Source organism: Tsukamurella soli (genome assembly GCF_039541155.1).
Lineage (GTDB): Bacteria > Actinomycetota > Actinomycetes > Mycobacteriales > Mycobacteriaceae > Tsukamurella > Tsukamurella soli.
This window is the reverse complement of sequence record NZ_BAABFR010000089.1, coordinates 1-22,342: the sequence shown is the minus strand read 5'-3', so window position 1 is coordinate 22,342 and position 22,342 is coordinate 1. Positions and strand designations below refer to the sequence as shown.

Here is a 22,342-nt window from a genome sequence, read left to right as displayed (position 1 = left end):
CCTGGCACCTGCGCCCCGAGGCGGCCGCGAGCGGAGTCGGCCGGGACGGCGGCGAGGCGGGACCTGCGACGCAGGCCGAGGCCGCAGCGCTGCGTCCGGCGCCGAACCCGGGTGGGTCGCCGGTCGCGAGTTCGCTGCGCTACGTGCTGCGCGAAGGCGACGTGCTGTTCGCGTACGCCGACCGGTACGGCGATGTGGTCCGCTCGGACCTCGCCGGCGGCCCGGGCCGGATCGTGGTGGTGTCGAACCCGGTGCACATCAAGTCGCTGATGACGGCGTCGCCCGCCGTGGTGCCGTCGGCGACCCGGTTCTCGCCGCTGCGGCCGATCCTCGGGCCCGACTCGGTGCTCACCGCGATCGGACCCCGGCACAAGCAGCAGCGCGGGCTGCTGCTGCCGCACTTCCACAGCCGGGCGGTCGACGCGTACGCCGAGCGCATCGCCGCCGCGACCGCCGCGCGCATCGATGCGTGGCAGCCGGGGGAGCCTGTGCGGCTCGCCGATATCGGGCAGCAGATCACCCTGGATGTGATCATGTCGGCGGTGTTCGGCATCGGTTCGGGGAGCAGATCGAGCGATGCAGACGCCGGGGCGACGCCGGCCGAGCGCGCGGTGCGGGAGTCGATGGTGCGACTGCTGCACCTGTCGACGCACCCCGTCGCCACCCTCGCGCAGCTGGCCAACGCCCGGAGCCGGGAGCCGCGCGGCCTGCTGCGGATGGTGCTGCGGCCGCTGGACGCGGCGATCTACGAGGTGATCGCGGAGCGCCGCCGCGAGGGTGCCGACGGTGCCGACGGCGGCGGTCGCAGCGACATCCTCACGGTGCTCATGGCGTCGCGGGGCGACGACGGTGAGCCGCTGGGCGACAGCGAGATCCGTGACGAGCTGCTGACCCTGGTGCTGGCCGGCCACGAGACCACGTCCAACTCGGTCGCGTGGACGTTCGAGCGGCTCACCCGCCACCCGGAGGTGTATGCGCGTGCGGTCGAGGCGGCGAACTCCGGCGACCGCGAGTACGTCGGCGCGGTGATCAGCGAGTCGATGCGCAGCCGCCCGGTGGTGCCGATGGTGGCGCGGGAAATGTTGCAGCCGTGGAGGTTCGGCGACTACGGCATCGAGTCCGGGATCGTCGCGCTGGTGAGCATCCTGATGCTGCACCACCGCGACGACCTGTACCCGCGGCCGTTCGCGTTCGAACCGGACAGATTCCTGAGCATGAAACCCACACCGCACCAGTTCATGCCGTTCGGCGGCGGCAACCGGCGCTGCCTCGGGTCGGGGCTCGCGATGGCCGAGCTCGAAGTGGTGGTCACCGAGATCCTCCGCCGCGTGGACCTGCAGACCACCGACCGGCCCGGCGAGCGACCGCGGCACCGCAACGTCACGATGATCCCCGCCGACGGCGGACTGGTCACCGCACTGGCGCGGCGCTGATGCGGACGGCCGCTCGTGACCTCCCGAAGCAACCAGGTTCGCGCGAGGTGGTCGGGGGCGATGTCGCACTCTGAGCAGGTGGATCGCGATAGCCACACAGCACACGGAGAACCCCACGCGACGGCATGGGGTTCTCCGCATCTCGTGTGGCTCGTGTGGGCGGCGGAGGCGGCTAGTACCGCGTCCCGCGCTCGTCGCCGAGGCGGATGGGGGCGATGGCGTCGAAGACGTCGCCGGGCCCGGGGTTCCCGGGCGCGGTCGCGCCGCCCAGGTGGTGCACCACACCCCACACGGCGTTGAGAGCCGTCTGGATCGCGCCCTCGGCCCACCCGGCGGTCCACGAGACGTCGTCCCCGGCAAGGAAGAAGCCGCGGTGCCGCGGGTCCAGCCGATCCTGCATGAAGTGCGTGTACAGCCGCTCCTGGTACCGGTAGTGGCCGGGCAGGTTGGCCTTGAACGCGCCCATGAAGTAGCGCTCGGTCTCCCACGACACCGTCTTCGGCGTCGCGATGATGTGGCGCCGCACGTCCACGCCGGGGTAGATCTTCCGAAGTGATTTCAGCATCAGGTCCATCCGCGCGGTCGCGTCCAGCGGCAGCAGCTTGAGCGAGTCGTCGGACCACGTGTACGACAGGCAGATCACGCCCGGCCGGTCGTCGCCGTGGTCGAGCAGGTAGGTGCCCCGGCTCATCCGGTCGGTGAGCGTCATCGACATCGCCTCGCGCCCGGTGGCCGGGTCGAGGTCCTTCCAGAACGGGCGGTCGACCAGCACGAACACCTTGGAGCTGCCCATGTAGTGGGTGCGCTCGACGGCGGTCCAGGTCTCGATCGGCAGCAGGTCGTCGTCGCAGTCGATCGTGTTGAGCAGCATCCACGCCTGCGCAGTGAAGATCGCAGCCTCGTAGCTCCGGGTCTCGCCGCCCGCGTCGGTGACGGTGTACCGGTTCGAACCTCCCGCCCCCGCGATGCGGCGGATCGCGGTGACGGCGGGCCGTGGTGCCCCACCGTTGAGATCCCGCACGGACAGCCCGTCGGGGCCGGTGGGCGTGTCCCACAGCCGCATCGGCAGCTGATCGGAACCGCCGACGATCCCGCGGTGGTGGTCGTCCGCGGCCGTACAGGTGACCCGCAGGATCTCGAGCATCGAGTTGGGGTAGTCGGTGTCCCAGCCGCCGGTGCCGAAGCCCACCTGGCCGAAGATCTCGCGGTGCCGGAAGGAGCGGAAATGCCGGCTGGCGGTGAGGAATCCGTAGAATGTCTGGTCGTCGAGTCGCTCGACCAACCGGCCCCACACCGCGCGGAGGCGGAGGACGTCGCGCCGGCGGATCGCGTCGGTGAGCTCGGCGGCGTCGGCGTGGTCGGCGAGGGTCGCGTCCCACGCCGCGGCCACGTCGCGATACACCGGCGGCAGGTCGGCCATGGTGCGGGCGTAATGCGACTCGCCCTTGAGGTCGACCACAGTACTCGGCGTCGCATCTGCGAGCGGGTTGGGGAACGGTGCGGTCTCGAGGCCCAGCTCGCTTAGGTAGTGGTACAGCGTGGTCGACGAGGGCGGGAACCGCATCGCACCCATCTCGGCCACGATGTCGTCGTCGCAGCCCTCGAAGCGCTCGGAGCGCATGCGGCCGCCGATCCGGTCTGCCTCGTACACCACGGGTTTCAGGCCGAGGGCGGCCAGGTGCCGGGCGGCGACGAGGCCGGACAGCCCGGCGCCGATGATCGCGACCTCCGTGCCGCGCGCCGATGCGGGCACGGAACCGAGCCCGGCCGGGTTCGCGACCCAGTCGTCGTAGGCGAACGGGAAGTCGGGGCCGAACATGGTCAGGGGGGCGGGCGACACCGACCCGGCGGGATCATCGGGGTGGAAGGGATTGACCGGCTGCGTCATCGGGCGTCTCCTCGCGGGTACAGGTCGGTGCGGCGATCGGCGAGATGGGTGTTGACGGTGCGGCTCTCGGACAGTGCCGCGCGGGATGCCGTGAACGCCAACAGCTCCTCGTCCCGGCCGGCGCGGGCGAGCACCTCACCGTCCGGCGCCACGGCTACCGACAGGCCGCAGTACGCGAGCGAATCCTCTGTGCCGCAGCGGTTCACGTAGGCGATCACGAGCTGCGACTCGTACGCCCGGGCCGGGACGATGTGCTCGGCGATGAGGTCGTACGGTCGCATCAGCCCGGTCGGCACCAGTAGCAGCTCGGTGCCCGCGTCGGCGTGTGCGCGGACCGCCTCGGGGAACTCCACGTCGTAGCAGATCAAGAGGCCGCACGGGAAGCCGCGCAGCGAGAACGTGACCGGCAGCCGGTCACCGGACACGAAGCGGTCCCGGTCGATCGCACCGAACAGGTGTGTCTTGCGGTAGCTCGCGAGTATCGCGCCGTCCGGACCGACGACGGTGACGGTGTTGTAGACGGCGGCGCCGTCCCGCTCCGGGTAGCCGTACGCGATCGCCGTGCCGGTCTCGCCCGCGACCGTGGCGAGCGCGTCGAGGTAGTCACCGTCGACGGGCTGGGCGAGATCGGCTGCGGCCGCGCCGATGTCGTACCCGGTGACGGACATCTCCGGCGTCACCAGCAGGTCGGCGCCGGCATCGCCTGCCCGCCGGGCCGCCGCGGCGATGGCGGACAGGTTGCCCGCCACCGTCGTAGGCGACGCGGGACCCGGCGTCGATGTCGGTCCCTGCAGCATCGCGACCCGCAGCACGGTGTCAGGCATGTCGATCACCAGTCTCGTCTCTGTCGTGGGTCGCGATCCCGTGGGCGAGCGTCAGCGCGCGTTGAGCGCGAGGACGGACAGCAGCTCGTACCCCACGTGCGCGGCGGCGATGCCCGTGAGCTCGGCGTGGTCGTAGGGCGGTGCGACCTCGACGATGTCGGCGCCCACCACGTCCAGCCCCACCAGCGCCCGCAGTGTGTTCAGCAGCTCACGGCTCGTCATGCCGCCGGCCTCCGGCGTGCCGGTGCCCGGTGCGTGCGCGGGATCGAGGACATCGATGTCGACCGACACGTACACGGGACCGTCGCCGAGGCGGCGGCGCATCCGCTCGACAACGGACTGCAGACCGTCGTTCTCGTAGTCGTCGGAGCGGACCACCTGGAATCCGAGTACGGCGTCGTCGGTGAGGTCCTTGTCGCTGTAGAGCGGCCCGCGGGTGCCGATGTGCATGGATCGGGTGAGGTCGATCAACCCCTCCTCGCTGGCGCGACGGAAGGGGGTGCCGTGGGTGTACGGCGCGCCGAAGTAGGTGTCCCACGTGTCGAGGTGCGCGTCGAAGTGCAGCACGGCCACCGGTCCTACGTCGCGGGCCACGGCGCGCAGCAACGGCAGGGCGAGGGTGTGGTCGCCGCCCAGGGTGAGCACCTTGGCACCGTCGCTGCGGAGCGCGGTGACGTGCTCGTCGACGGTCTGCAGCGCCTGTTGGATGTCGAACGGGTTGACCGGTAGGTCGCCCGCGTCGGCCACCTGGTGCACCGCGAACGGCGACACGTCGAGGGCCGGGTTGTACGGCCGCAGCAGCTTCGACGACGCGCGGATGTGTCCGGGCCCGAATCGGGCGCCGGGCCGGTAGCTGACGCCGGTGTCGAACGGGATGCCCAGGATCTTGACCGCGGCCTGCTCGACCTGGTCGAGGCGCGGCAGGCGGGCGAACGTCTCGGGGCCGCAGTAGCGGGGGACGACGCTGGCGTCGACGGGGCCGATCGGGGTGTCGGGCACTTGGGTCTCCTCGACTCACGAGCTGGTGTGCTTCGAGTCACAGTGTGGGGGTAGGATCCTCTTCTGTCAACACGAGTTTCCTGACTGGCTACCGAAGTGTCTGGAGGGTGGATGTCCGAGGCGGCGAAGCCGGACGGCGCCGACGCCGAACCGCGTGTGGGTGCTGTGCTGAAGACGGCACGGCTCGCGCGTCGGCGGACGCTCGAGGACGTGGCGGCGGAGGTCTCGATCACCAAGGGCTACCTGTCGAAGCTGGAGCGTGACACCGTCAGCGCATCCGTGGCGACGCTGGTGAAGATCTGTGCTGCCCTGGATATCCCGATGGGTGCGCTGTTCGAGGGGCCGGCGGTGGGCGAGGTGGTGCGGGCCGGTTCCTACCCGCCCATCGAGTTCGGCGGTACCGGCGTCGCCGAGTTCCTCCTGACGCCGGGCGGGGAGCGGCGGCTGCAGATGATCCTGGGCGAGATCGCACCGGGCGGGGGGAGCGGCGACGAGGCGTACTCCCTGCCGGCCGATGTGACGTTCGCGTTCGTGCTCGCGGGTTCGCTGGTGATCGCGTTCCCCGGTGCCGACGGTGCCGACGTCCACCTGGGGAAGGGTGACGCGTTCACGTTCGACGCACGTCGGGAGCACTCGTTCACCGCGGGGGCCGACGGTGCCCGCGTGCTGTGGGCCATCGTCCCCGCGCTGCCCTACCAGACGCGCAGCGATCGGCCGTGAGCGATCAGCTGCGGGTGTGCGACGGTGGCAGGCCGAACTCGGCGGAGAACGCCGCAGTGAATGCCGCCGGGGTGGCGTAGCCCAGGCGGGCCGCGACCTCCGTCACCGTCGCCGCCCGCAGCAGGGGGAGCGCCGCGAGCAGTCGTGCGCGCCGCCGCCATGCGGCCGGGCTGATGCCGGTTGCCGCGCGGAATCGTCGGGTCAAGGCGCGCTCGCTGCAGTTCAGCTCCGCCGCCCAGTGGGCGTTGCTCACCCCGACGTCGGGCCGTGCCAGGTAGGCCCGGCACAGCCGATGCAGATCGGCCCCGGTGGGCAGCGCGATGTGGAAGGGCAGCGGCGCGAGTGCCGCGATCTCGTGCAGCAGCAGCGTGGCCACCGCGCCCGCGCGCCCGGCGAGGTCGTAGTCGGTATCGAAATCGACTGCCACGAGCAGGAGTTCGCGCAGCAACGGGGTGACTGCGGCGACCGTGCACGCATCGGGCCACCACGGCACCGCGGCCGGCTCGATGTACAGGCTCCGGGTGCTGACGTCGGAGGTGCGCATGAGGTGCCGCACGCCGGATGGGATGAGGACGGCGCGGTCGGGCGGCACCGTCCAGGCGCCGCCTGCGGTCTCGACCACCATCACGCCCGTGGCGCTGTAGAGGAACTGCGCTCGGCGATGTCGATGCCAGTCGAGGACGAAGCCGTCCGGATAGTCGGTGCCCACGGGCAGCACGTCGCGGGGAGCGTCCTCGACGGTGTCGATCGAGATGTTCCGCACCTTTACTATTGTGCCGGAAGTCGAAGGTATTGTGCTTGATTTCGATTGTCAGAAGGTGTCTCGGTCGGATGGACTGGACGCATGCTGATCCCGGTCCTCGTCCTCATCGGCGCCGCCTGTGGCGTCACGACCGTCCTCTTCGGGTTCGGCGGCGGGTTCGTCGCGGTGCCCGTCGTCGTGTGGGCCGACTCGGCGCTCGGGCCCGACGCGATGCGCGTCGCGGTCGCGACCTCGGCCGTGGTGATGGTCGTCAACGCGACGGTGGCCACCGCTTCCGCGCCGCGCGAGGTTCTCGCCGGGCTGCGCCGCAGCGGCACCCTGCTCGCGCTCCTCGCAGTGGGTGGTGCGCTGGGGGCCGCCGCGGCGCGGTTCGTCTCGGCGCCGGTGATCGCGTGGTGCTTCGTCGCCTACGTGGCGGCGACGATCCTCGACACCGTCATTCGCCCAGGCTTCCTGCGTCGGGGTCCGGCCGGCGCCCCGCGCCCGTTACCCGCCGCGGTCGGCGTCCCGATCGGCGCTGTCGCCTCGTTTCTCGGCGTCGGTGGCAGTGTCCTCACGGTCCCGATGTTGCGGCGGGCCGGCCATCCGATGGAATCGGCCACCGTCCTGGCGAATCCGCTCACGGCCGCGATCTCGATACCCGCGGCCGCGGTGTTCCTGCTGCGCGCGAGCGGACACCCGGTGGGAGCGCACGGCGGCGTCGTCGGCGCCGTCGACATGGGCGCCGCGGCCGTGCTGCTGGTCGGCGCGATCCCGGTGATCGTGTGGCTGCGGCGGCGCGGCCCGAAGATCCCCGACGCGGTGCATGCACGGTGCTACGTGGCGATGCTCGCCGCGGCCCTCGTGGCGATGACGGTCGCCGCGGTGTGACGTCTCCTTCCGTCTGCGACTCCACGGTGAGTCGGGATGGCCGTGAGAGGTGGGCGCGATAATTCGTTCGCCGCCGAACCGTTCCGCGGCCACAGTGGGGACATGTCACCATCTCTGCGCCGTGCCGTCGCCCTCGTCGCGCTCTCGCTCGCGTTCGGGCTGATCCAGTTCGACGCGACCGTCGTGAACGTGGTGCTCGCCACCATGCGGCGGTCGCTCGGCGGCGACCTCGGGCTGGCGCAGTGGGCGGTGGACGGCTACACGATCCCGTTCGCGGCGCTGATGCTCGCCGCGGGGCCGGCGGCCGACCGGTTCGGCCGCCGCCGGGTGTGCGTGCTCGGCTTCGCGCTCTTCGCCGCGGCGACCGCAGGCTGCGCATACGCCCCGGGCTGGGCTGCGCTGATCGGGTGCCGGGTCGCGGCAGGGACCGGCGCCGCCCTGATCCTGCCGAGCTCGCTCGCGATGATCGGCGAGGCGTACCCGCAGCCCGCGGCGCGGGCGCGGGCACTCGGCGTGTGGGGCGGCGTCGCGAGCACGGGTTTCGCGGCCGGCCCGCCCGTCGGCGGGTTGCTCGCTGCGGCGGACGGCTGGCGGTCGGTGTTCTGGGTGGGTGTCCCGATCGCGGTGCTCGCGGGCGTCGCCGTGCTGCTCACGACCGAGCCGTCGGCCCGTCGGCCCAGCCGGCTCGACGTCCGGGGGACCGCGCTGGGGGCGGCCGCGCTCGCACTCGGGACGGCGGCGATCATCGAGATCGGCCAGGGCCGATGCGCCGTCGCGCTGGCGCTCGCGGCCGCGACCATAGGCGTGGGAGCGGCGTTCGTCGCCGCCGAGCGCACCGCCACCTACCCGATGATCCCGCGGGACATGGTGGGGCCAGGTCCGTTCCGGGGCGCAGTCGCGACCGGGTTCGTGTTCAACTTCGCGCTGTACGGCGCTCTGCTGTGCGCGGGCCTCGGGCTGCAGGTGGTGCACCGGTACAGCGTGCTCGGCACGGGCATGGCGATTCTGCCGATGACCCTCGTGGTGGCAGCCGGCTCGACGACGAGCGGATTCGTGACCGCGCGGTTCGGGCCCCGGATACCGATGCTCGCGGGGTTCGGCGGCGCCGCGGTCGGGGCGGCGATCGTGGCGGTCGGCGCGAGCGATCCGCGCGCCGTGACCGTGGGTCTCACCGCCGTCGGGCTGGCATCGCTGGCGATGCCGGCGATGACCTCCGTCGCCCTCGATGCGGCCCCGGCCGCCCACGCGGGCCTCGCTGGTGCGGTCCTCAACAGCTCGCGGCAGACCGGCGGCGCGCTCGGCGTCGCGGTGCTCGGCGCAGTGTTCAATGCCGCGGGGCGCACCGCCCCCGCGTTGGCGCTGGCGTTCGCGGCCGTCACCGTCATACTCGTGATCGGGGTGCGCACCAGCCTCCGCGCGACCGCGCATACCCACGAGGAGGTGGGCTGCGATGTCGGGTGACGCGGATCTGGCGCGCGTGGGGGAGTTGTTCGCCGACCGCACGCGGAGCCGGATCCTGCTGGCGCTGTTGTCGGGTCGCGAGCTCGCGGCCGGGGTATTGGCCGACGAGGCGGGCATCTCCCGGCCCACGGCGAGCGCGCACCTGCGCAAGCTGGTCGACGGTGGCCTGCTCGCCGTCCGCGCCGACGGGCGCCACCGCTGGTACCGGTTGTCCGGGCCCGAGGTGGGAGACCTGGTCGAGCGGCTCGCCTCGTTCGCACCTGCCGAGGAGGCGCGGTCGCTCAAGGCAACCACGCGGGCGGCGCGGCTGCGTACCGCGCGGACCTGTTACGACCACTTCGCCGGGCGGCTCGGCGTCGGCATCATGGGTGCGCTTCTCGACGGCGGGTTCGTCGACGGTGGCGACGGCCTCTTCCGGGGCGACGGTGCCGATCGGCCGGCATCCGCGGGCCGGGAGGTCGACTATCGGCTGACCGACCCGGGCCGGGAGTTCCTGGCGGGATTGGACATCCACGTTCCGGACGGCGGCCGCCGGGGGCGGCCGGCCGTGCGCTACTGCATCGACTGGACCGAGACCCGCCATCACCTCGCCGGGGCCGCTGGCCGCGCCATCGCCGACCGGTTCTTCGCCGCCGGATGGGCCGAGCGGCTGCCCACCTACCGCGCGGTGCGGGTCACCCCGTCGGGCGCCGACGTTCTCGCGGAACGGTTCAAGATCGATTGGGCGGGTTGACCGCCCGCTCGCGGCGCCCCGCGGTGAGCGGCGTGCCGATGCCGTGCAGGACGATGCTGGCGAGCACCGTCACCGTCATCACCTCGGCGACGCGAGCCGCGTCGGCGTCCGGCAACTCGTTGTACGCGATCAGGCCGAACACGATGGTCGAGGTCCCACGGGGTCCGAGCCAACCCAACAGGGCGATCTCCCGCGGCCGCAGCCCCGAACCCACCATCGCGATCGCGAAGGCGGCCAGCCGCACCACCGTCAGCGTCGCGACGGCGTAGACGATCCACCGCAGCGGCACACCGCTCCACAGTGAGTACACCGCCACCACGCCGAACACGAACCACATCACGGTGGTGAGCACGGCGCCGACGTCGTCGACGAACTCCAGCTCGTCCTCGGCGGCCGCGGACCGACGGAAGTAGCGGAACGCGACCCCGCACACGAATGCCGCCACGAAGCCGTTCCCGCCGATGCCGACGGCGGCGGCCCACGCGAGCAGGGGCGCGGCGACCAGGATCAGGCGCCGCGACCGAGCATTCGAGAGGTGGTGGCGTTCGGTGGCGTTCATCGCCGCGGCCAACGATGTGCCGATCACCGCTCCCACCAGGAGCGCCTCGAGGGCCGCTGGCGCCGCATTCGCGAGCGCGTCGAGCGGACTGTCCGCCTGCGCACCCACTCCCACCCACGCCAGCGCGAATACGATGAGTGGGCTGAGGATCCCGTCCGCGTACCCCGCCTCCACCTTGAGGATGTCGCGGACCCGCGTGGGCACGCCGCGGCCGAGCAGGAGCGACGGTGCCGGGGCGAAGTCGACCGGTGCCACGACGCACGCGATCACGAGTAGGAGCGCGACGTCGGTGTGCGGTAACAGGATCAGGCCTGCGCCGATCGCGCCGGCGAGCCCGATCGGAAGTGCGACCAACAGGGCCCGCAGCGCTGTGCGGGGATGGGCGCCGAGCAGGCCGCCCCGCACGTCGGTCGCTTCGACGAACAGCAGTACGGCGAGGATGATCTCGGCACATCGCAGCGCGACCGCGGTATTGAGTGTGTCGGCGACCGTGCTGCGCGCGCAGAGCCCGAGCAGGGCGCCCGCGAGCACCAGCACCATGGGCGCTGCGACGCCTCGGCGTGCCAGCGGCTCGGCGAGCAGCGCCCAGCCGACCAGGGCCACGCCCGCGCACAGGATCGCGGCGATCATGCGTGGGACTCTACGGCGCGTCGCGCTGTCACATCGGGGCCGGAGCGAGGCCCAGGGCCGCGATGCTGCGCAGCGTCGCCGGGGCGCCGTCGGGCATCGTCACCTCGATATCCGCGATCGCCGCCACCGCTGTCGTGTCCGATACTGCGGCGAACGGGTACGGGGGTCTCGTCGGCGGGGTGAGGACCCGCGCCGCCTCGTCGATCCACGTGTGGGGTCCCGTCTTCAGGGGCAGCGGCACGACGGCCCGATCTGTACGGGCTACTCGCGGTTCGGTGGCGACGGCCGTGACCGGATCCACTCCGAGAGCGGCGTGTACACGAGGGACGTCACCAGGTCACAGGCCATGCCGGCCAGAGCGATGGGGTAGAGGCCCGCGCCGCAGGCCATCCCGATGGCGGCCACGATCCAGATGCTGGCCGCAGTGATCACGTTGTGCGGGTTGTCGTGGCGGACGATGATGATGCCCGCGCCGAGGAACCCGATACCGGTCACGATCTGGCCGGCGAGCTGGCCGGGATTGTTGACGACGCGGCCGACGGACAGGATGTCGTCGAAGCCGTACTTGCTGATCAACATCAGCATCGCGGCACCGACGCCGACCATCGTGTGTGTGCGCAGGCCCGCGACCTTGTGGCGGATCTCCCGCTCGATGCCGATCACGGACGAGAGCACGAATGCCACGCCCAGCGGCACCAGCTGTTGGCTCAGGCCGACCATGCCGGTCCTACGCTCGGGCATACCGCCTCAGGCTCTGCACCTACGGGGTGTACGCCTTCGCCTCGTCGATCCACGTCTGGCATTCCTTCTCCGACAGCCCGACCACCTTGCCGTGCCGGGCCTCGATCATCTCCTTGAGGTGCGCCGCGTTGCGGTGCTTGAGCTCCTTGATGGAGTCCACGCCGATCTCCTTGAGGATCGTCGCGTACGTGGGACCGATGCCCTTGAGGTGGGCCAGGTCGTTCTCGACGTGCTCGGACATGTCGTGCTCCCTCTCGGTCGTGGTCGACGGGCGGTGGCCGTCTGGCCGAATCGTAGGTGACGGGTGGTGTCGCAGCCGGGAAGCGGGAGCCTGTGCCGTGCGCGGATTCCCGACCATCGGGTCGATAGTCCACCAATCGGGCGAATCGGTTGCGGTGCGATACCGCGGTCGGCGCGGACCACCTGATGCCGAAGTCTCGATGATCGAGCTGTACTACCGTGTCGCGGGTCGTCCGCGGCATCGGCACTCGGAATACTGCTCCTGTGCCAGAGGATGTCGTGCTCGACGAGGACGGCGCGCGGCTGCGCGTCGACGCTCTACTCCGGCTGGCGCTGGGGCTGATCGAGTCGGGGCACCCCGGCAGCGGGGCGCTGGACATCGCCCTCTCATGTGCCCGAGCGCTGGGGATCGGCGACGTGGTGATCGTCGACCTTGGACGCACCCTTTCGCTGCAGTACCTGCTACCCGACGGTGAGTCGGTCATCCGGACCGGCACCGCGGCAACATTCGGCACCGTCGACTGCCGGGCGATGAAGCGGCTGCACCGACTGGTCGCCGATGTGGTGGTCGGGCGCATCGGTGCCGATGCCTTGCCGGGGGCGCTCGACGATGTGCTCGAACGACCGGGGCCGCCCCTGTGGTGGAGCGTGGCCGGTATGACGGTGCTTGCGTTCGCCGTGGCATGGCAGGTCGGCGTGGGCGCTCGCGCCGCCGCCGTCGCTGCCGTGCTCCAAGTGGCCTCGTCACTGGTCGGCGCGCTCGCGGCTCGGCTCGGGATTCCGCGGGTGTTCGGGGCTGCGACGCAGGCGTTGCTGTGCGGGCCGTTGATCGTGGCGGCCCACGCGATCGGCGTGGTGACCTGGGTCGATGCGGCGGCGTGCGTGGGGGTTCCGTGGATGCTGATCGTGCCGCTTCCCGTGTTGGTGGCGACGGTGGTGGACGCCGTCGCCGAGCGGTACGGCGCGGCGACGGCCCGTGCGTTCGTGGTGGTCCTCACCAGCGGGGGCCTCGCATTGGGCGCCCTGGTGGTGGTACAGCTCGGCGCGCGCCTCGACATCGGCGGCTCACGGGACCTCACCCTGCCCGTACTTCCGATCGCTCTCGGGCTGTTGTTCTCGGCGATCGGTGCCATGGCGAACGCGATGGCGAACGGAGGTGGACGCGACCTGCTGATTCCCGCCGCCGTGATCGGCGTGTTCACTGCGGGGGTGAACCTTGTTCTGGTGCACGCCGTTGGGCTGCCGGCCGACTGGGCCACGTTCGGGGCCGCTGTCACCCTGGGCTTCGTCTCCGCCGTGTGGTCGCGTTTCGTGCCGTATCCCGCGGCGGTCCTGGCACTCCTGGGCATCACCGGTGCGCTGCTGCCGGGGCTCACGGTGTACCTCGGCATCGCCCATGAGGTCTTCCGGGCCTCCGGGGGACCACAGTTCCTCGCCGCCGCCGTCACTGGTGTGGGGCTCGGTGTCGGGGTGGCCTTGGGCGAGCGGCTCTCCCGCGTCGTCCCCGGGCCGGTGGTGCAGGACGACTGATGGGATGCACCAAGCCGATCGGGTTCGGCAGACCTGGTAGCTGGTAGCCGCGAACCGCATACCTCGGCCCGGGGACGACGAAGGCCCCGGCCGGAGATGTCTCCTGACCAGGGCCTTCACGCTGGAGCGGGCGACGGGAATCGAACCCGCGTAGCTAGTTTGGGAGACTTTTTCGACGGTCTCACGTGGTGAGACTCGATCTGCGGCGATGGACCCTCTGGCGAATGAAACATACAGGTACACAGACGCTTTCGGTACGCCTCCGGACGCCCGTAGACCGCTCGCGAACGGCCGCGAGACGCCTTCGGACGCGGTGTCTACGCGGTGTCGGAAGTGTCTATCGAGCGCGTGCTGCGTTGACTTCGGCGGGCTACTCGGCTTCGACCGGCAGTCCATCCAGCAGTGCGCCGGGTGTGGTGTCGAGGCCGCGCGCGAACTTGAGGACGTTCTCCACACGAGGTGAGCGCTGCCCCCGCTCGACCTGACCGACGTACGTCCAGTGGAGGTCGCACTGTACGGCTGCGGCCTCTTGGGACAGGCCCAGGCCCTCGCGCCTGGAACTCGACTGGCGCAGCGTCCTACTCCACAAGACCTACTACAAGGCCGTGTACCGCCCCGCACTCCTCCGCGCCAGCCTGGTCCTGGTGGTTGATGAGCTGCGGCCGGTCCCGGCAGACGCCACCGCCCACAGCCTCCGGCACACCTACGCGAGCTTCTGCGTCAGCGCGGGACTGCACCCGAAGCAGATAGCGGACTACATGGGCCACGCTTCCGTGAACACCACAATGGGCATCTACGCCCACCTATTCGAGGACGACCACAGCGACGCCATGGCCGCGCTCGGCAACGTCGCAGCGGTACGCCCGCGCCCGAACAACGTCACTCCGCTGCGAGGCTGGGGTTAGCTGTTAGCTCGCTGCCCCGGTCGCCTTCGGAAGACCGTTGACGAACTCTTCGATGACTTCGGCGTAGGGGCGGCCACCGTCATGCGGCGAGTTCGCCTTGTACACCTGGTTGTTGTTGTTCGCAGCGGCGATCAGCGCGAAGAACTGAGATGCGGTCAGGTCGTCAAACTCACGAAGGTGCTTCCAAATAGCATCGGTGGTCCGAAAGTTCGGCGACTTGGCCATCGCATTAACCAACGAACGGCCAAGATGCGTGCGGAAGGTTGGCTTCGCCGCGATCCGCTCAAGCAACTGAATTGCGATGGCCTCCGCCGAGAGGTTCCGTGCGGTCTGAGCCTGATGCTTACCGAGCGGTCCGTATGGAGCGAGGTCAAATTTCAGGCTCAGCACCGGGACGTGCCGCCCAAGCAGCCAGCCGACCTCCTGATCACACCACTGGCTCTCCCTGAACCCCTGGTGGAGGAAGGCAATGCCGCCATCACACCGATCCAGCGCGCCAACAATCTCGTCATGCCACGAGGAATCCGGCTCGATCGAGTCGTGCGCCACGAACAGCTCAATTCCATAACGCGCCAGTTCGTCACCAACAGCGTGCACCAACACCCTCTGTGACGAGAGGTGCGAAGCAAACAGGAACAACGGCGTGTCGGTCTCCATCAGGGCGGCAGGGGCTGCGAGAGGAGCTACTGGTACAGCACCGGGCACTTCGACACCAAAGTAATCAGCCAGGCCAAGCAACTGCTCGTCGGTAGCCTCACAGATCACATCAGACACCGAGGGGTCGAACTGGTCTCCGCTGACAGCCGGGACTTCGTACGTTTGCAGAACGATATTCATGTGATCCCAACGCTGCATTCCCTCCAGCCTCTCGGTGAGCTCCACCAGTAGCTGCGCGCGCGTCTTCTTCTCCACCGCCCGAAGGTCCCTTCCCTGAACCAAGTCCGACGCGACCCACTGTAGTGCGAAGGTCCGACAGGTTCGTCACGTTCGCGGCGCGCGGTGTCAGCGCGGTGTCGATCGCTCCGCGCCTGCCTCAGACATGACAAAGGCCCCGGTCGGAAACCCACTCCGACCAGGGCCTTTCGTCGAGAGCGGGCGACGGGAATCGAACCCGCGTAGCTAGTTTGGAAGACTAGGGCTCTACCATTGAGCTACGCCCGCGTGCGCTGTGCGCGGTTCGACTCTACCGGGTTCGGTCGACCTGACGAAATCGGGTCGTTGCAGTGGAGCGGAGCGAGGGAAGGGGACACGGGGTGCGGTTGCAGCATGCGGCGGGGGCGGTCGCGGTACTCGGTGTCGCTGTCGTGCTCGCAGGCTGCTCGGGCAAAGTCGTCGGAACCGCGCAGCCCGCTCCCGGTGTCACCGTCACCGTGCCGGGCACCGTCGTCGCCCCGAGTGCCACCCCGACGACGGTCGCGCCGACGCCCGTGGCCCCGCGCCCGACCACCGGGTCTCCGGTAGGCCCGGCGGCCGCGACCCCGATCCCGGTGAACGGCAACGGTTACACGTTCGTGCAGACCCACTCGGGGAAGGCCCAGTGTCAGGTGAGCGTCGGCGCCGTCGGATGCCAGGTGCTGTTCCAACAACCCGGTCCCAGGACGGACAGCGGCAACCCCGCCGACGGGGTGAACGTCACCTCCGGCGGCGAGATCACCTACATCGAGGGCAACCTCGGGGACCCGCCATACTACACGATGGAGTACACCACGTACACCTCGATGGGATGGACGATCCAGGCGACGCTCGACGGAACGCGGTTCACGAACGATGCGACGGGGCATGGGATGTACGTGAACATCTCGGGCGTTCAGTCGTTCTGACGTTGCGGCGCCCTTCCGTCGCGCTGATCCCGGACCTCAGGACTGCGGCCCGGCCGTGATGAACCCTGGCGGCAGCCGATCCGCCAACGAATAGCTCAGCCCGGGCGCAGAGGCTGGCGTAGGCCTTTCCGCGGCGTGCGCGTGCTCGTCGTACGACTGTTCGATCGCGGATGCCATCGCGTATGAGATGCGTTCTGTGAGTTCGGGTTCGACCACGGCACGGGGATACCTGGTGGCGAGCCGGGCGATGTTGGCCAGTTCGTCGGCGGCTTCGTTGAGAGGATGGCCGCAGTGCCCCTTGACGTGGCGGAACTGTATCGGGCACCGGATGGCTCCGAGCAGGTCGACAAACATTCGGCGTGCGGCGTACCCGATTCCGCGGTACCCGCCGACGGGGTCCTCGCGTGTATGCAATGCGTGCGCGACCGCAACCGCGTCGACGGAGTCCGACAGGAGCGTCGCGCCGCGTGGCGAGGCCGCAGCGATCAGCTCCAGACCCAGGATCAGCGCGTCGAACTCGGCCCTGTTGGCCGGCTCGTCCCACGTGATCGTGTCGACGGCGACGTCCCCGCGATGGCTGATCGCGGCGGTCGCGGCAACCCCCGAGGGGTCTACGGAACAGTCGGTGGCGACGATCAGGTCGCAGCTTTCGCGCGGGGTGACGCGGCGGATCGTCGGCCACCAGTGGTGTTCGATCGACCGATGTTTCTCGCTGTCCGGGTATCGCACGCCGTCATCGTCGTCCGCGGCCGGGCCGGCGACGTCGGCGTCCGTGGTGACCCGCTCGCTCTCCTCACGCATGATCTCCACGGCGGCGGTCTCGGCACGGTTGCCGTAGCCCAGCCCGACACTGACGGCCACGCCCGCGGCGTTCAGTCGCGCGCCCACGGCCGCCCGGCGATTCGAGACCACCACCCACACCGGGCCATCGAGGCCGGCGACAGTCGCCAGCACGCTGGCGATGATCTCCGGCATCGGATGCCGTGCTCGTGTCTCGTGCAGCGTCATGTCGCGGACGGCCCAACCGTTCCGCATCTCGTCTACGCAGATCACCCATCGGATCCGCTGCGCGAGATCATCGTTCGACCGATACATCCACGACGCGAACGCGATGTGCACCGGAGCGGTCGACATCGCCGTCGTGGGCCTCCGCGGCACCACATACCGCGACCGATTGCGAGACAGCAGGCCGCCTCCGACGAATCCCCCCTGAGTTTCCATGGACGACAGGATGGACCGACCCACCGACATGTTCCGGCGCCCACCCGACCCCGGATCGTGCAACGGTGCAGCGGAACGGGGTTGGCGCCGACGCTGCGGCCGGCTACCTCAGGGCGTGATGCTGGGACGTGACGAGGTCAGCATGTGCTCGAGCCGGGTGACGTCCTCCCGAAGCAGGGCCAGCGCTCCGGGCACGGAGTCGACACCGTCGGGCGTGCGGTCGCTCAGCACGCCGCCCAGGGCGATGTCTGCGAGCTGGTCGGCGACCTGCGCGGGGCTGAGATCGAGGCCGCGCGGCGGATACCAGAACGCCACCCAGTTCGCGACACCCAGCAGCGCGAACGCCGCCAGTGAGGTGTCCACGGGGCGGCAACTCCCGTCCTGTTTGGCCGCGTCGATCAGGCTGCTGAGCGCGGCGAGGGTGTCGCGGCGCGCGGCGCGATGCTGCTTCGCCAACGGCTCGGGGAACGAGTCCTCACTCGTGAGCAGCAGCCGGAACCGACGCGGGTGTTCGGCGACCCGCCGCGCGACCGAGGCCACGGCCTCGCGTAGCCGCTCGGCAGCGGGGCGCTCCGTATCGACCGCGAGCGCGCCGAGCGACTCGGCGGTCTCCAGGGTGAAGCCGCGGACGAGGTGCTCGAGCAGCTCGTCCTTGCCGCTCACGTAGTGGTAGACGCCGGTCCGGGTGAGGCCGACCGCATCGGCGAGCTCCTGCAGCGATGTGCCGGCCACGCCCTGCCGAGAGAACAGTCCCTCTGCCGCCTCCATGAGCTGCTCGAGGACCAGGTCGTGTCGGCCCGAGGTGCGCACTGTCGGTTTCGGCATGCCAGCCAGCGTATTACGTGCAGGTCGGCAGCTCGATGGTCGACGGGAGGGTTGACAATTCGACGGTACCGTCAGAACATTGTCATAACCGTCTAGACAGGAGTCATCGCCCATGGTCAAGCGCATCGGATTGATCGTTCCGAGCTCGAACGTGACCGTCGAGACCGAACTGCCACGCATCCTGGGGAACGTGCCCGGCGTCGAGTTCACGTTCCACTCCAGCCGGATGCGGATGCACGCCGTGACGCCCGAGGGGCTCGCGGCGATGAACGCACAACGGGAGCGGTGCGTCCTCGAGGTCGGCGACGCGGGTGTCGATGCGGTGCTGTACGCATGCCTCGTCGCGATCATGGCCACCGGGCTCGGCGAGCACGAGCGCGTCGAGGCGGCCGTATCCGAGCAGTTGTCCACCGGGGGAGCGGACGTGGCTGTCCTGTCGAGTGCCGGCGGCCTGGTCCAGGCGCTCCGGGACACCGGCGCTCGCCGCATCGCCCTGGTCATGCCGTACCTGCGGCCGCTCGCCGAGCGGGTGGTCGCCTACCTCGCCAATGAGGGATTCGAGATCGCCGACTGGCGCGCGCTGGAGGTCGCGGACAATGCAGAGGTCGGCTGCATCCCCGCCGAGCGGGTCCTCGCCGCAGCGCGCGATCTGGACCTCGATGGTGTGGACGCGCTCGTGTTGTCGGCGTGTGTGCAGATGCCCTCGTTGTCGATCGTCGAGGAGGCGGAACGCGAACTGGGCCTGCCGGTCCTGTCCGCCGCGACCGCGGGTGCGTACGCCGTCCTGCGCAGTCTGGCGCTGCCCGTCGACATCCCGGGTGCCGGGTCGCTACTGCGCGCCGACACCGTCCCCGCCTGACCGCCCACCCACGAGAAGTATGGAGTGACAGCAATGTCCACCAAACCCGAGCATCGCGTCCAGGGCGTAGACCACGCCGCCTTCCCTACGTTCGATCCCGCCGCCACCGTCCGCTTCTACCGGGACGTGCTGCGGTTCCCCGTCGTCCATTCGATCTGTGCGGCCGGTTGGGGCCCCGAGAAGCACCCCGACTTCATCCACTTCTTCTTCGACATCGGCGGTGGCGACCGGATCGCCTTCTTCTACTACTTCGGGCTGGAGCAGACCGGCGACGCAGACGCACCCGGCGACTCGTGGGCTCGCCTCCCGGAAGGCACCCCGCAGTACTTCGTCAACTCCCGCCATCTGGCGATCCACGTCGCGGACGAGGACGACCTGCTCGAGTATCGGCGCCGGCTCGACGAGTCCAACTGGCCTGTCGAGATGCAGGTCATGCACGAGACCATCGAGTCCATCTACACCCACGACCCCAACGGGTACATGGTGGAGATCACGCGCGCGCTGCGAGCGGTGACCCCGCAGGAGGATCTCGACGCGGAGCTCACGATCGACGCGCTGATCGAAGTGGCAGAGGGGGATTCGCCGTCGCTCGAGAAGCTGTTGACCCGCAAGGCCGAGCTCATCGTCCAGCGTGCGGCCCAGTGGGCGGCCGATCACGAGGCGGCGACCCGATGACCGCCTGCTTCTACGTCCTGGACGTGCCCGAGAACCGCGGCGTCATCGACGTCGCGGAGGGGACCGGCGTATCGATCGACCGCGTGGGACCGTACTTCCGGATCAGCGGCGGGTCGGAGATCGTCGTCGACCGGCGCGCGAGCGGCGCCCGACATGCGGTGTGGTACAGCGTGATCGCGGGCCTCGAGGGCTCGACGATCGCGCAGCACGACAAGAACGCGCTGCGGGTGGTCGCGGTATGAGCGATTCGGAGAGGATCGGCGCCGGAAGGTATCTCGCAGCGGCGGCGAACCCCGCCGACACCGTCACCAGTGCCCACGAGCTGACCACGGCCGACGGTGCGACCGTCGCCGGCCTGCTCCGGACATTGCCGGGGGCGACCGCCGTCTGCGTGCTCATGCACCCCCGGCAGGACTTCTCGCACCACGTCCTGGTGCCGGAGCTGCTGCGGCGCGGCTACGCGGTGTGGACGCAGAACACCCGCGGCGGTCAGAGCGACCTGTCCCTTGTGCATGAGCAGGCGCTGCTGGACTGCGCTGCGGGACATCGGTTCCTGCGGGGGTACGGGTTCGAGACCGTGGTCTCCGTCGGGCACTCGGGCGGTGCGGCGCTGGCCGGCTACTACATCGAGCAGTCGGCGCTGCCCGGCGCGGAGCGGTTCGCGAGCTCGCCCGGCGGTCGGCCGGTGCCGCTGCCCGACGCCGACATGCCGGTGCCCGACGGGTTGATGCTGATGGCGCCGCACCCGGGGCAGGGACTCCTGCTCGGGCGGATGATCGACCCGTCGGTCGCCGACGAGGACGACCCGATGTCGGTGGTGCCCGCGCTCGATCCCTACAACCCGCGCAACGGCTTCCGTCCGCCACCCGAGCCATCATCGTACGCACCAGAATTCGTCGCGGAGTACCGCGCCGCGCAACGGCGACGGGTGGAGCGGATCGACGCCGTCGCACGCCGACGGCTGGCGGTCGCCGGCGAGGCCCGACGCCGGTTCGCCGCGTCCGGCGATGCCGGAGACCGCCGTTCGGCCCTGGCGACCGGGGTGATCACCGTGCACCGCACCGACGCCGACCTACGCTGCGTCGACCCGTCCCTCGACCCGAACGACCGCCCGTACGGGTCGTTGTTCGGGCGCCGACCCGACCTCACCGACTACGGCATCGTCGGCTTCGGTCGGCTCACGACACCCGAGGCGTGGCTGTCGACGTGGTCCGCGATCTCGAGCCGTGCGGGACTCGTCCGGTGTGCCAAGGGGATACACGTGCCCACCCTGCTCGTCGAACTCACCGGAGATCAGGCGTGCTTCCCGGCGGATGCCGCCGAGATCGTGGCGGCGATCGCCGCGGACGACGTCACCCATGTGCGCGTGGCGGGCAAGCACTTCGGCGGCGCACTCCGCGACGGCGAGCCGACGGCGGCGGCGCTCGCGGGCGAGCGGATGGGGAACTGGCTGGGGGAGCGCTTTTCGAGCGGCTCCTACGTCTCGGCGTGACCGCGTCGCCACGTGATGTCGTCGCTCGATGTGAAACCGCCGGACGGACAGCGCGATAACGAGTGACCCCGATAACGAGAGACAGGGCCCCGGACCGACGCATCGGTCTGGGGCCCTGTGCTCTGTGCTACTCGACCGGGCTGATGCAGGCCGCGGCGAACGCCAGCTGGTAGAGCGCGTACGCGCGGGCACCGCGGTGCAGCTCGATGGAGTGCCCCGCACCGGCGAAGCGATCGACCCGGACCAGCGGCGCGGCCGTGAAGTGCCCAGCCAGGAGCGCCTGCGCCTCGGTACCGGACTGCCAGATGTTGTCGTGCTCGGCCAGAGTCAGGCTCACGGGGATGGCGACCGCCGCGGCAACGGCGGGCAGCAGGTCCGACCAGCCGACGACGTCGGTGAGCTCGGGCATGGGGAGCGGCCGCAGGAGGTCGGCATCGCGCGCGATGCTGTCGGGTGCCTGCGTGGCGGTCGGGCCGAGCATCACCTGCGCGTGTCCCTCGGTGGGCAGGGTGACCGCCGCGCCGTCGCCGATCAGGGAGGCCCACATCTCCCGGATACCGGGTTGCCAGAGCTCGCCGAGCCCGCTGACCTCGACACCGGCCAGGGGCGTCGCGGTGGCCGCCGCGACCTGGAGGGCGATCATGCCGCCGATGGAGTGTCCGATGAGGACCACCGGCCCGGGGTACTCGGCGGCGAGCCGATCGACCGCTGCGGCCAGCGACGCGGTCTGGGCGGCGAACGACAGTCGCCCCGGGTCGGCGACGGCACTGCCGCCGTACCCGGGGCGGTCGATGGCGGCCACGGTGTAGTCCAGCCGGCTGCCGAGCGCCAGCAGTGAGTCCGGTCCCTGGTCGTAGTAGCCGGAGTCGTATGTGCCGCCGTGCAGGGCGATCACGAGCCCTCGCGGTGAGCCGGAGGGCTCGGCGACCCGACCGCCCATCACGAGGCCGTCGACCTCGATGTTCAGTGGGGCGGTCTGAGTTGCTGTGTCGGACATGGGTTCCCTTCCTTTCTCAAGGTGATATATGGCCCTCCTGACATATGTGTGGGTCAGTTCCGGCCGGGGAGGGTGGGGCGGTGACCGCCGAGGCTGAGCATGGCGAGGGCGATGAGGGAGTCGGGGCTGTGGAAGCCGAACGCCATCCGGGCGATGA

The 22,342-nt window shown here is 70.3% G+C and carries 26 protein-coding genes and 1 tRNA gene; 12 read left to right on the top strand and 15 right to left on the bottom strand.

Annotation, left to right across the window (positions count from 1 at the left end; translation table 11 throughout):
- Positions 1-1,433, top strand: a 1,433-nt coding sequence (locus ABD908_RS20955; RefSeq protein WP_425584398.1) for a cytochrome P450, incomplete at its 5' end; no start/stop codon positions are given.
- A 172-nt stretch (positions 1,434-1,605) separates the two neighbouring features.
- On the opposite strand, the gene ABD908_RS20950 is transcribed toward ABD908_RS20955, so the two are convergent.
- The 3 genes from ABD908_RS20950 to speB are packed head-to-tail and all read right to left on the bottom strand — an operon-like array spanning position 1,606 to position 5,144.
- A complete protein-coding gene (locus ABD908_RS20950) occupies positions 1,606-3,321 on the bottom strand; it encodes a flavin monoamine oxidase family protein (RefSeq protein ID WP_344999618.1) in 1,716 nt (571 codons plus the stop codon).
- On the bottom strand, positions 3,318-4,145 hold the full coding sequence (locus ABD908_RS20945; RefSeq protein WP_385921663.1) for a carbon-nitrogen hydrolase family protein: 828 nt from the start codon (positions 4,143-4,145) through the stop codon (positions 3,318-3,320). The genes ABD908_RS20950 and ABD908_RS20945 overlap by 4 nt, the downstream gene beginning before the upstream one ends.
- 51 nt (positions 4,146-4,196) lie before the next feature.
- Positions 4,197-5,144, bottom strand: coding sequence for an agmatinase (gene speB, locus ABD908_RS20940; RefSeq protein WP_344999616.1), 948 nt, complete (start codon positions 5,142-5,144; stop codon positions 4,197-4,199).
- A 111-nt stretch (positions 5,145-5,255) separates the two neighbouring features.
- On the opposite strand from speB, the gene ABD908_RS20935 reads away from it, so the two are divergent.
- Positions 5,256-5,864 (top strand): helix-turn-helix domain-containing protein, encoded by a 609-nt coding sequence (locus ABD908_RS20935; protein ID WP_344999614.1) that lies wholly within the window; start codon positions 5,256-5,258, stop codon positions 5,862-5,864.
- Between the two features lie 4 nt (positions 5,865-5,868).
- Here ABD908_RS20935 and ABD908_RS20930 read toward each other — a convergent pair whose 3' ends face one another.
- A complete protein-coding gene (locus ABD908_RS20930) occupies positions 5,869-6,627 on the bottom strand; it encodes a helix-turn-helix domain-containing protein (RefSeq protein ID WP_344999612.1) in 759 nt (252 codons plus the stop codon).
- Between the two features lie 87 nt (positions 6,628-6,714).
- On the opposite strand from ABD908_RS20930, the gene ABD908_RS20925 reads away from it, so the two are divergent.
- The 3 genes from ABD908_RS20925 (at position 6,715) to ABD908_RS20915 (ending at position 9,691) form a co-directional block, all read left to right on the top strand.
- Positions 6,715-7,497, top strand: coding sequence for a sulfite exporter TauE/SafE family protein (locus ABD908_RS20925; RefSeq protein WP_344999620.1), 783 nt, complete (start codon positions 6,715-6,717; stop codon positions 7,495-7,497).
- Between the two features lie 102 nt (positions 7,498-7,599).
- On the top strand, positions 7,600-8,958 hold the full coding sequence (locus ABD908_RS20920; protein ID WP_344999609.1) for an MFS transporter: 1,359 nt from the start codon (positions 7,600-7,602) through the stop codon (positions 8,956-8,958).
- Positions 8,948-9,691 carry an ArsR/SmtB family transcription factor gene (locus ABD908_RS20915; RefSeq protein ID WP_344999607.1) on the top strand — a complete coding sequence of 248 codons (744 nt, stop codon included), beginning with the start codon at positions 8,948-8,950 and terminating at the stop codon, positions 9,689-9,691. The genes ABD908_RS20920 and ABD908_RS20915 overlap by 11 nt, the downstream gene beginning before the upstream one ends.
- Here ABD908_RS20915 and ABD908_RS20910 read toward each other — a convergent pair.
- The 4 genes from ABD908_RS20910 to ABD908_RS20895 are packed head-to-tail and all read right to left on the bottom strand — an operon-like array spanning position 9,669 to position 11,862.
- A complete protein-coding gene (locus ABD908_RS20910) occupies positions 9,669-10,880 on the bottom strand; it encodes a cation:proton antiporter domain-containing protein (protein ID WP_344999605.1) in 1,212 nt (403 codons plus the stop codon). The two genes, ABD908_RS20915 and ABD908_RS20910, sit on opposite strands and share 23 nt — an antisense overlap.
- Positions 10,881-10,908: 28 nt before the next feature.
- Entirely contained in the window at positions 10,909-11,121 is a 213-nt protein-coding gene (locus tag ABD908_RS20905) for a hypothetical protein (RefSeq protein ID WP_344999603.1), read from the bottom strand.
- Between the two features lie 20 nt (positions 11,122-11,141).
- Complete coding sequence (locus ABD908_RS20900; protein ID WP_344999601.1) at positions 11,142-11,621, bottom strand: MgtC/SapB family protein; 480 nt, start codon at positions 11,619-11,621, stop codon at positions 11,142-11,144.
- A gap of 19 nt (positions 11,622-11,640) precedes the next feature.
- Positions 11,641-11,862, bottom strand: coding sequence for a DUF4332 domain-containing protein (locus ABD908_RS20895; protein ID WP_344999599.1), 222 nt, complete (start codon positions 11,860-11,862; stop codon positions 11,641-11,643).
- A 263-nt stretch (positions 11,863-12,125) separates the two neighbouring features.
- Here ABD908_RS20895 and ABD908_RS20890 point away from each other — a divergent pair, with 263 nt between their 5' ends.
- Positions 12,126-13,391 carry a threonine/serine exporter family protein gene (locus ABD908_RS20890; protein WP_344999597.1) on the top strand — a complete coding sequence of 422 codons (1,266 nt, stop codon included), beginning with the start codon at positions 12,126-12,128 and terminating at the stop codon, positions 13,389-13,391.
- 370 nt (positions 13,392-13,761) lie between these two features.
- On the opposite strand, the gene ABD908_RS20885 is transcribed toward ABD908_RS20890, so the two are convergent.
- On the bottom strand, positions 13,762-13,980 hold the full coding sequence (locus ABD908_RS20885; protein WP_344999595.1) for a helix-turn-helix domain-containing protein: 219 nt from the start codon (positions 13,978-13,980) through the stop codon (positions 13,762-13,764).
- Between the two features lie 16 nt (positions 13,981-13,996).
- Here ABD908_RS20885 and ABD908_RS20880 point away from each other — a divergent pair, with 16 nt between their 5' ends.
- On the top strand, positions 13,997-14,296 hold the full coding sequence (locus tag ABD908_RS20880; protein ID WP_344999593.1) for a tyrosine-type recombinase/integrase: 300 nt from the start codon (positions 13,997-13,999) through the stop codon (positions 14,294-14,296).
- A gap of 3 nt (positions 14,297-14,299) precedes the next feature.
- Here the strand turns inward: ABD908_RS20880 and ABD908_RS20875 are convergent, their stop codons facing one another.
- Both ABD908_RS20875 and ABD908_RS20870 read right to left on the bottom strand, forming a co-directional pair.
- Complete coding sequence (locus ABD908_RS20875) at positions 14,300-15,208, bottom strand: toll/interleukin-1 receptor domain-containing protein (protein ID WP_344999591.1); 909 nt, start codon at positions 15,206-15,208, stop codon at positions 14,300-14,302.
- A 178-nt stretch (positions 15,209-15,386) separates the two neighbouring features.
- A tRNA-Gly gene (locus ABD908_RS20870) sits at positions 15,387-15,457 on the bottom strand.
- A 92-nt stretch (positions 15,458-15,549) separates the two neighbouring features.
- Between ABD908_RS20870 and ABD908_RS20865 the strand changes: the two genes are divergently transcribed.
- Positions 15,550-16,116, top strand: coding sequence for a hypothetical protein (locus ABD908_RS20865; RefSeq protein WP_344999589.1), 567 nt, complete (start codon positions 15,550-15,552; stop codon positions 16,114-16,116).
- 36 nt (positions 16,117-16,152) lie between these two features.
- On the opposite strand, the gene ABD908_RS20860 is transcribed toward ABD908_RS20865, so the two are convergent.
- The gene (locus tag ABD908_RS20860) at positions 16,153-17,337 is read right to left on the bottom strand and encodes a ribonuclease HI (RefSeq protein WP_344999587.1); all 1,185 of its coding nucleotides are present in this window, start codon (positions 17,335-17,337) and stop codon (positions 16,153-16,155) included.
- Positions 17,338-17,445: 108 nt separating this feature from the next.
- A complete protein-coding gene (locus ABD908_RS20855; protein WP_344999585.1) occupies positions 17,446-18,162 on the bottom strand; it encodes a TetR/AcrR family transcriptional regulator in 717 nt (238 codons plus the stop codon).
- A gap of 112 nt (positions 18,163-18,274) precedes the next feature.
- Here ABD908_RS20855 and ABD908_RS20850 point away from each other — a divergent pair, with 112 nt between their 5' ends.
- The 4 genes from ABD908_RS20850 to ABD908_RS20835 are packed head-to-tail and all read left to right on the top strand — an operon-like array spanning position 18,275 to position 21,188.
- Positions 18,275-19,021: a maleate cis-trans isomerase family protein gene (locus ABD908_RS20850; RefSeq protein WP_344999583.1), complete on the top strand. Its 747-nt coding sequence runs from the start codon at positions 18,275-18,277 to the stop codon at positions 19,019-19,021.
- 33 nt (positions 19,022-19,054) lie between these two features.
- Positions 19,055-19,696 (top strand): VOC family protein, encoded by a 642-nt coding sequence (locus ABD908_RS20845; protein ID WP_344999581.1) that lies wholly within the window; start codon positions 19,055-19,057, stop codon positions 19,694-19,696.
- The gene (locus ABD908_RS20840) at positions 19,693-19,938 is read left to right on the top strand and encodes a hypothetical protein (protein WP_344999579.1); all 246 of its coding nucleotides are present in this window, start codon (positions 19,693-19,695) and stop codon (positions 19,936-19,938) included. The genes ABD908_RS20845 and ABD908_RS20840 overlap by 4 nt, the downstream gene beginning before the upstream one ends.
- Positions 19,935-21,188 carry an alpha/beta fold hydrolase gene (locus ABD908_RS20835; RefSeq protein ID WP_344999577.1) on the top strand — a complete coding sequence of 418 codons (1,254 nt, stop codon included), beginning with the start codon at positions 19,935-19,937 and terminating at the stop codon, positions 21,186-21,188. Before ABD908_RS20840 ends, ABD908_RS20835 begins: the two co-directional genes overlap by 4 nt.
- Before the next feature lie 127 nt (positions 21,189-21,315).
- Here the strand turns inward: ABD908_RS20835 and ABD908_RS20830 are convergent, their stop codons facing one another.
- Together ABD908_RS20830 and ABD908_RS20825 are read right to left on the bottom strand one after the other, a co-directional pair.
- Positions 21,316-22,185 carry an alpha/beta hydrolase gene (locus ABD908_RS20830; protein WP_344999575.1) on the bottom strand — a complete coding sequence of 290 codons (870 nt, stop codon included), beginning with the start codon at positions 22,183-22,185 and terminating at the stop codon, positions 21,316-21,318.
- Positions 22,186-22,238: 53 nt separating this feature from the next.
- Positions 22,239-22,342: hypothetical protein (locus ABD908_RS20825; protein ID WP_344992318.1), on the bottom strand; the 104-nt coding region annotated here is incomplete at its 5' end.

Bases quoted from the DNA above. Each gene is read 5' to 3' on its own strand.
- ABD908_RS20950 (WP_344999618.1), bottom strand. From the start codon at position 3,321: ATGACGCAGCCGGTCAATCCCTTCCACCCCGATGATCCCGCCGGGTCG.
- ABD908_RS20945 (WP_385921663.1), bottom strand. From the start codon at position 4,145: ATGCCTGACACCGTGCTGCGGGTCGCGATGCTGCAGGGACCGACATCG.
- ABD908_RS20935 (WP_344999614.1), top strand. From the start codon at position 5,256: ATGTCCGAGGCGGCGAAGCCGGACGGCGCCGACGCCGAACCGCGTGTG.
- ABD908_RS20920 (WP_344999609.1), top strand. From the start codon at position 7,600: ATGTCACCATCTCTGCGCCGTGCCGTCGCCCTCGTCGCGCTCTCGCTC.
- ABD908_RS20915 (WP_344999607.1), top strand. From the start codon at position 8,948: ATGTCGGGTGACGCGGATCTGGCGCGCGTGGGGGAGTTGTTCGCCGAC.
- ABD908_RS20910 (WP_344999605.1), bottom strand. From the start codon at position 10,880: ATGATCGCCGCGATCCTGTGCGCGGGCGTGGCCCTGGTCGGCTGGGCG.
- ABD908_RS20900 (WP_344999601.1), bottom strand. From the start codon at position 11,621: ATGCCCGAGCGTAGGACCGGCATGGTCGGCCTGAGCCAACAGCTGGTG.
- ABD908_RS20895 (WP_344999599.1), bottom strand. From the start codon at position 11,862: ATGTCCGAGCACGTCGAGAACGACCTGGCCCACCTCAAGGGCATCGGT.
- ABD908_RS20860 (WP_344999587.1), bottom strand. From the start codon at position 17,337: ATGGAAACTCAGGGGGGATTCGTCGGAGGCGGCCTGCTGTCTCGCAAT.
- ABD908_RS20855 (WP_344999585.1), bottom strand. From the start codon at position 18,162: ATGCCGAAACCGACAGTGCGCACCTCGGGCCGACACGACCTGGTCCTC.
- ABD908_RS20850 (WP_344999583.1), top strand. From the start codon at position 18,275: ATGGTCAAGCGCATCGGATTGATCGTTCCGAGCTCGAACGTGACCGTC.
- ABD908_RS20845 (WP_344999581.1), top strand. From the start codon at position 19,055: ATGTCCACCAAACCCGAGCATCGCGTCCAGGGCGTAGACCACGCCGCC.
- ABD908_RS20840 (WP_344999579.1), top strand. From the start codon at position 19,693: ATGACCGCCTGCTTCTACGTCCTGGACGTGCCCGAGAACCGCGGCGTC.
- ABD908_RS20835 (WP_344999577.1), top strand. From the start codon at position 19,935: ATGAGCGATTCGGAGAGGATCGGCGCCGGAAGGTATCTCGCAGCGGCG.
- ABD908_RS20830 (WP_344999575.1), bottom strand. From the start codon at position 22,185: ATGTCCGACACAGCAACTCAGACCGCCCCACTGAACATCGAGGTCGAC.